Annotated in this window: 7 protein-coding genes, 1 tRNA gene and 1 rRNA gene; all 9 read right to left on the bottom strand. The window is 45.9% G+C overall.

The window, feature by feature from the left end:
• Positions 1-406: 406 nt before the first annotated feature.
• A complete protein-coding gene (locus FS806_RS24680) occupies positions 407-562 on the bottom strand; it encodes a small acid-soluble spore protein P (protein ID WP_260982251.1) in 156 nt (51 codons plus the stop codon).
• A gap of 12 nt (positions 563-574) precedes the next feature.
• Positions 575-724, bottom strand: a complete 150-nt coding sequence (locus tag FS806_RS25975) for a hypothetical protein (RefSeq protein WP_186328529.1) — start codon at positions 722-724, stop codon at positions 575-577.
• 16 nt (positions 725-740) lie between these two features.
• Positions 741-1,088, bottom strand: coding sequence for a hypothetical protein (locus FS806_RS24675; protein WP_144941944.1), 348 nt, complete (start codon positions 1,086-1,088; stop codon positions 741-743).
• A 188-nt stretch (positions 1,089-1,276) separates the two neighbouring features.
• Positions 1,277-1,366, bottom strand: a tRNA-Ser gene (locus FS806_RS24670).
• Positions 1,367-1,451: 85 nt separating this feature from the next.
• Positions 1,452-2,732 carry a serine--tRNA ligase gene (serS, locus tag FS806_RS24665; protein WP_144941942.1) on the bottom strand — a complete coding sequence of 427 codons (1,281 nt, stop codon included), beginning with the start codon at positions 2,730-2,732 and terminating at the stop codon, positions 1,452-1,454.
• 152 nt (positions 2,733-2,884) lie between these two features.
• Positions 2,885-4,144, bottom strand: a complete 1,260-nt coding sequence (locus FS806_RS24660; RefSeq protein WP_144941946.1) for a D-alanyl-D-alanine carboxypeptidase family protein — start codon at positions 4,142-4,144, stop codon at positions 2,885-2,887.
• Positions 4,145-4,369: 225 nt separating this feature from the next.
• Positions 4,370-5,827 carry an IMP dehydrogenase gene (gene guaB / locus FS806_RS24655; RefSeq protein WP_144941940.1) on the bottom strand — a complete coding sequence of 486 codons (1,458 nt, stop codon included), beginning with the start codon at positions 5,825-5,827 and terminating at the stop codon, positions 4,370-4,372.
• 906 nt (positions 5,828-6,733) lie between these two features.
• Positions 6,734-6,898: a hypothetical protein gene (locus tag FS806_RS26430; protein ID WP_222126769.1), complete on the bottom strand. Its 165-nt coding sequence runs from the start codon at positions 6,896-6,898 to the stop codon at positions 6,734-6,736.
• Positions 6,899-6,996: 98 nt separating this feature from the next.
• Positions 6,997-7,097: ribosomal RNA gene (gene rrf, locus FS806_RS24650) — 5S ribosomal RNA — on the bottom strand; the annotation flags it as partial.

The following is a 7,097-nucleotide window of genomic DNA, read 5'->3' as shown; positions in this document are numbered from 1 at the left end:
CCCTCGATCCCTCCACCCGCATAGCGGGTGGTTTTTTGTTTCGCACGCTTCGCGAGCTCAACTGGCTAAAGCCATAACAAAAATCAGAGGCCTCCAGGAGACCTCTGATCGTGACGGTGACTTGTTCGGGATCATTTCAAGCTTCGTATAGCTTCCTTTTGGATAACATGTCTCCGACAATGTCCCGATGTGTTGGAGACACGTCTAACGTGTCTTTGGCACATCCCTCCAGTTTCTATAACGAGCTAAAATAATCGTACACTCGGTTGTTTCGCTGAGAAGTTCAACGGAACCACAACCTCTCTTGTCACCGTCGACTATAGTATGCGGCCGTTATTAATAAATATTCATACTCCAACAATTACCACACCATCAGAGTCTTAAGGGTTTCTCTTCTTTGTGCTAATTAACTGCCTTCCCCATGGTTATTGCGGGAATGATTGCGATTTTTGACTTTCTTGGAGCCGGAGAGAGGTTCATTGGCAGGCTCGTCATGTCTATCCCGGAACTGCTTATTATCCGGAGAAGGTGAAGGTACGGGTATCGTTTTAGTTTTCGGCAATGGTTTTACCCCCTATTCTTCATCATGGTTCAAAGCATCTTGATGCCGACGGTCATTGGTATCCTGCTGAATCTGCTGCCGCTGGTGACTATTTACCGCAGTTGTCTCCAGCTTATCGACAACATTCTGCAAATTCTTGTCTTTCCTTGCTGCTTTCGTCATATAATAAACGGCCTCCTCACTTGTTGGTCAGCTCATGTAAAGCCTGAGCACATTCATGAATATGTCTTACGTAATCATCTGCAAGCTGTTGAATCGTTTCGATACGCTCATCAATGGTTCGATTGTTGATCTCTACATCGACGAGCTCCACCTTTACTTCCCGGGAATCGACATACGTGCACAGAAAGTCAAAAGAATATCCCGTATGCCCAGCAGTATCAATGTGTATACGAAGCGATTGCTCATCTACCCCGTCCCCGACGACATTGGATCGGTCACCATCATTAAGCAGGGTCGGCAAGGTTTCCTGCCAGGCTTCCACCAAAGCCGCTTGATTAACCACTGGAGCTTCGATATTGCTCATTTTATGAACACCTCCATGAGTTTAAAATGCCGAAGCTTCGCCTCTTTTATACAAGAAGTAGTATGAACCAAGCTGCTTAGTATCGAAAAAACATATGTTCGTTTTAATACCGTCTAAATGTCTGGACAAACAAAAAAGCCGCAACCTATTCAGGTTACAGCTTAACCATTTACTATTTGACTAAAATATGGCGGAGAGGGTGGGATTCGAACCCACGGAAGAGTCACCCCTTCGCTGGTTTTCAAGACCAGAGCCTTAAACCACTCGACCACCTCTCCGAACGGACGATTCCATACGGAATCCTCCCATTATCCATTTGGGGACAATGATCATTGTATCACATATAGCAGTGAATTTTCAACGTTACTTTTTGCTAATGACGGCAACATTGTTCATATATGGACGAAGAACTTCCGGAATCACGACACTTCCGTCCTCTTGTTGGTAGTTCTCCAGAATAGCCGCCACTGTTCTTCCTAACGCTAATCCAGATCCATTCAAAGTATGGACAAATTCAGGCTTTGCCTTGGCATCTCTGCGGAAACGGATATTCGCCCTTCTGGCTTGGAAATCTTCAAAATTACTGCAAGACGAGATTTCCCTGTAAGCTTGGCTGTTAGGCAGCCAGACCTCCAGATCATAAGTTTTCGCTGAGGAGAAACCGAGATCCCCCGTACACAAGTTCATTACCCTATACGGCAGCTGCAGCAATTGCAGAACCTTCTCCGCATTTTCCGTCAGCTTCTCAAGCTCATCGTAAGAGCTTTCCGGCGAGACAAGCTTGACCAATTCCACTTTGTTGAACTGGTGCTGGCGAATCAACCCTCTTGTATCTCTACCGGCAGCACCCGCCTCCGAGCGGAAGCAAGCACTGTACGCGACAAAATATTTAGGCAGATCTTCCATAGATAGAATTTCATCCCTATGGTAATTAGTAACCGGAACTTCTGCGGTCGGAATCAAAAAGTATTCCGTTCCTTGAATTTCATATACATCCTCAGCAAACTTCGGCAGCTGTCCCGTTCCGGTCAAGCTCTCTTTATTTACGATCAGCGGAGGGAGCATTTCTTCATAACCGTGCTCACTGCTGTGCAGATCCATCATAAAGTTCGCAAGCGCACGCTCCAGGCGGGCACCTAATCCTTTATAGAAAACAAATCGCGAACCGGTTACTTTAGAAGCCGCCTCAAAATCGAGAATACCGAGTTCTTGGGCAACCTCCCAATGAGGCTTCACATCGAAGGAGAAGGACTTGGGCTCCCCCCAGCGGCGGATTTCCACATTGTCATCTTCTGAAGCCCCGACAGGCACGGAGTCATGGGGCATATTGGGAAGCGACAGCAGAATCGCATTCAAATCCTCTTCGATTCCCCGAAGCTGCTCGTCCATCTCTTTAATGCGGTCGGAAACTTCCCTCATCTCAATGATGAGTGGTTCCGCGTCCTCCTTAGCCCTCTTCTTGGCGGCAACCTCTTGAGAAACTACGTTTCGGCGATTTTTCAATTGTTCAACTTCTTGCAGAAGTTCGCGCCTCGTCTTGTCCAATCCGACAAATTGATTAAGCTCATCCGGAGAGCCTCCCCGGTTGATCATCGCTTGTTGGGCGCGTTCGAATTCATATCTAAGCAATTTTGCATCAAACAAAAGTAATTCCTCCCGAAAGGGATATTTTTAATCCTGCATATACCTAAAAAAACATTTTACAGGAAGGGATTTAAATAAACAACTGTTTGCCCGCATTTTAAATCCCCGGTATCGGAATTTTAGTCTATTCTCGTTATTAATAAGAAGAAACTCTAGAACAAATTCTTAATGCTCGTTCCTATGCTGACGAAAAAGTCCTTAATCGCCCGGAACAGCAGACGGAGCCAGCTTCCCTTCTCATTATCCTCGGCCGCAACGAGATCAACGGAAAATTCCTGTTCGTTGTACTTTACCTTTAAGGTACCCATTTTATCACCTTTTTTAATAGGTGCGACCAGCTGATCTTCCGGAAGAGGGGTTGCTTCTTTGACAAATTCCTCGTCGCTGGCTCCCTTTCTTACCAATATCGACAGATCAGAACCGGTTACGACAGGAACTTGGGTTTTAACCCCTTTATTCATTTTGACGGTTTTCAGTTCTTCGATTTCACTGCCGGAACTATAAATCGTTTTCTTCTCGAAATTTTTAAACCCATAATCCAGCAGCTTGCGGGTTTCTTCAAAACGTTTCGGCTCCGATTGGGCACCCATGACGACACTGATTAATCTCAAGCCGTTTCTCTCGGCGGTTCCGGTAAAGCAATAGCCGGCTTCATCGGTATGGCCTGTCTTCAATCCGTCCAGACCTTCATAAGCATACTTTTTCAAGCTGACCGAATCAGTGCTCCACCCTTCCAGCATCCAGTTCCAGTTCGTCATCTCGGTCGTGTCCCGTTCTCTCAGCTTTCTCCGGGTGGTCTTCGTATATTCCAATACTTCCTTGTGATCTTTAATAATATGATAAGCCAGTAATGCGGAATCTCGGGCAGTCATCATAGTTTCCCCCGGAATGTTCTGAGGGGCATATTTCCCAAGGTCATCCCTTCCAAGTCCAGTGGAATTGATAAAATGTGCAGACTCGGAAAGCCCTAATTCCCGAGCTTTCTCGTTCATCATTTCGGCGAATTTCTCTTCGTTACCAGCGATATGCTCCGCTAAAGCAACAGTTGCATCATTTCCCGAATAGATAGACATTGAAGCAAACATATCCTTAACCGGCAGTTTCTCCTGATAGGCGAGGAGCTGTCCCGATCCAATGACGTTGGCCGCATATTCCGTAGTGGTCACCAAATCGTCCCAACTGAGTTCTCCGCTCTCTATCTTCTCCATTACTATGTATTCAGTCATCATCTTCGACATGCTGGCGGGAGGCAGAGGCTCGTCCGCGTTAAATTCATAGATGACTTGACCGGTAGCTGCATCCATCAATATAGCTGATTTGACTTCCAAATTTAATTCATTGTCAGCAGCAAGGGCTTCTTCAGGAACGGCAGACAGAAATGCAGCCATCGCAATTAAAGCTGCAAGAAACATACACAACGGTTTTCGTAGTGATAACCCGTACTTCACCTTTCACACTCCCATGGTCGTAGTCCTCTTATTTTAACATAGAGCCTTGTCCAAACAAAAGGAAAAACAGGGTAATTCCGCACCCTGTTCAACCTTCATTCTATTTAATTAATTTCCGTTAGAGTTATTAATAGACGGGAAACCATCCAGCGAATGGTTGTATGCAACAAATTTGCGTTAGACGCGGGTTTATAACGAATAGTTAGGTGCTTCCTTAGTAATTTGCACATCGTGAGGATGGCTTTCCCTCAGACCTGCACCGCTAATCCGAATAAATTGCGTATCTTCCCTGAGCTCTTGCAAATTCTTGGTTCCGCAGTAGCCCATACCTTGAATCAAGCCGCCAATCAACTGATGAATGGAATCCTTCAAAGGTCCTTTGTAAGGAACGCGTCCTTCAATTCCTTCCGGAACCAGTTTGGTCTCATCCTCCTGGAAATACCGGTCCTTGCTTCCTTCCTTCATAGCCCCGATAGATCCCATACCACGATATACTTTAAATCTCCGGCCCTGGTAAATTTCCGATTCTCCCGGGCTTTCTTCCGTTCCGGCAAACAGGCTTCCGATCATGACGGCATCTGCACCTGCCGCCAGCGCCTTCGTAACATCCCCGGAGTACTTGATTCCTCCATCGGCAATGATCGGTACATTGTATTGTCTGGCCACTGTGGCACAATCATAAATCGCTGTAACCTGAGGTACGCCTATACCGGCAATAACCCTTGTCGTACAGATGGAGCCTGGTCCGATACCTACCTTAATTACGGAAGCGCCGGCTTCAATCAGGTCTCTTGTCCCATCCCCGGTAGCAACGTTGCCCGCTACAATAACCAGTTCCGGGAAATGCTTTCTCAATTCGCGAACCGTATTGCTAATATTAATATGATGGCCGTGAGCAGAGTCAACGACAATCATATCGACTCCCGCGTTTACAAGCGCTGTAGCCCGCTCTAACGCATCCTTAGAGGCTCCGATAGCCGCACCTACCATCAGCCTTCCCTGGCTGTCCTTGGCGGCATTAGGGAACTGTATAGCCTTCTCAATGTCTTTAATCGTTATAAGACCTTTAAGCTCGTTAGTCTCGTCCACCAGGGGCAGCTTCTCTATCTTATGCTTCTGCAAAATATGCTCCGCTTGCTGCAGCGTCGTACCGACCGGCGCGGTTACCAAATTATCCTTCGTCATGACATCTTTAATTTTAATCGAATAATCATGAACAAAACGAAGATCCCTATTCGTCAGAATACCAACCAGCTTATTGTTCTCATCGACAATCGGTACCCCGGAAATACGGAACTTGCTCATTAGCTCTTCGGCATTGTATACATGATGTTCCGGGGTTAAAGAAAATGGATTGGTAATAACGCCGCTTTCCGAGCGCTTAACCCGATCCACTTCCTCTGCCTGCTGGGCAATACTCATATTCTTATGAATAACTCCGATTCCGCCTTCACGAGCCATGGCAATAGCCAGTACGGCTTCCGTCACCGTATCCATTGCCGAGCTTAGCAAAGGAATGTTTAGTTTAAGATGTCCTAAACGAGTAGATACATCTACCTGTTTAGGTCCGAACACCTCCGAACGACGAGGGACGAGAAGCACGTCATCGAAAGTCAATCCTTCTTTAGCAAATTTGGTTTCCCACACACCAATATCCTCCTTAGCCTGATAACTGCCTATACGTATATTATTGAAATATTATCAGAAGCCTATTTTTAATGTCAAGGACACGTTTAAATGGTAATGTTTCCAATTCAAAATATGGTGAAAAGGCAGTAAAAATAAGGGATTTTAAGTAATTTAACCTAAAAAATATAAAAAAACGCCCTGCAGTGAGCAACGACCATCAAAGTTCAAAGCATTGTTTACATTGTGAGGTTTTTCAACTATTTCTATACACTGCGAAAGAATGGCCCTTCTTTATGAACAAACGCCGTAGGTATTAACTGCAGGGTAAAATAAAAAAAGCTCCTAACGGAGCCTCTTCGAAGAAGAATAACCCGGTTTTAAAGGTAGCTTTTTATGCCAATTAGAAAGTTTGTTCCATTTTAATGCTTTAATGAACTTAAACTTTCTAATGTGGTAAAAAAGCCTCACCGGCATATACCCGCAAGGCTTGGTTCTCACTTTAAAACAAAAAAAAGCCGCTTGGCAACGTCCTTCCGCACCGGCTGAGATTGCTTCTCGAATCACTTCGAGGTCGGCATCGGAATTTACCGCTTAAGCCGGGCCAGCTTCTTGAGTTTCATCGATAAAAAATTCCGCATACTCTCCTTCGGGAGAGATTACGTTAAATTCAGGCAAAAAAAAGCCGCTTGGCAACGTCCTTCCGCACCGATTGTGACTCTTCTTGAATCACTTCGAGGTCGGCATCGGAATTCACCGCTTAAGCCGGGCCAGCTTCTTGAGTTTCATCGATAAAAAATTCCGCATACTCTCCTTCGGGAGAGATTACGTTAAATTCAGGCAAAAAAAAGCCGCTTGGCAACGTCCTTCCGCACCGGCTGAAAATGCTTCTCGAATCACTTCGAGGTCGGCATCGGAATTTACCGCTTAAGCCGGGCCAGCTTCTTGAGTTTCATCGATAAAAAATTCCGCATACTCTCCTTCGGGAGAGATTACGTTAAATTCAGGCAAAAAAAAAGCCGCTTGGCAACGTCCTTCCGCACCGGCTGAGACTGCTTCTCGATTCACTTCGAGGTCGGCATCGGAATTCACCGCTTAAGCCGGGCCAGCTTCTTGACTTTCATCGATAAAAAATTCCGCATACTCTCCTTCGGGAGAGATTACGTTAAATTCAGGCAAAAAAAAAAGCCGCTTGGCAACGTCCTACTCTCCCGGGACCCTTCGGTCCAAGTACCATCGGCGCTGGAGGGCTTAACGGTCGTGTTCGGGATGGGTACGCGTGGTTCCCCTC

The sequence above is a fragment of the Paenibacillus sp. 32O-W genome (genome assembly GCF_007679495.1).
GTDB classification, from domain to species: Bacteria; Bacillota; Bacilli; order Paenibacillales; family NBRC-103111; genus Paenibacillus_L; species Paenibacillus_L residui.
The sequence above is the reverse complement of the archived record's forward strand: the minus strand, read 5'-3'. Positions and strand labels throughout refer to the sequence as shown.

What these genes read in the sequence shown, in the direction of transcription:
- FS806_RS25975 (WP_186328529.1), bottom strand. Translation starts at nt 724, where the DNA reads ATGACGAAAGCAGCAAGGAAAGACAAGAATTTGCAGAATGTTGTCGAT.
- FS806_RS24675 (WP_144941944.1), bottom strand. Translation starts at nt 1,088, where the DNA reads ATGAGCAATATCGAAGCTCCAGTGGTTAATCAAGCGGCTTTGGTGGAA.
- FS806_RS24660 (WP_144941946.1), bottom strand. Translation starts at nt 4,144, where the DNA reads ATGTTTCTTGCAGCTTTAATTGCGATGGCTGCATTTCTGTCTGCCGTT.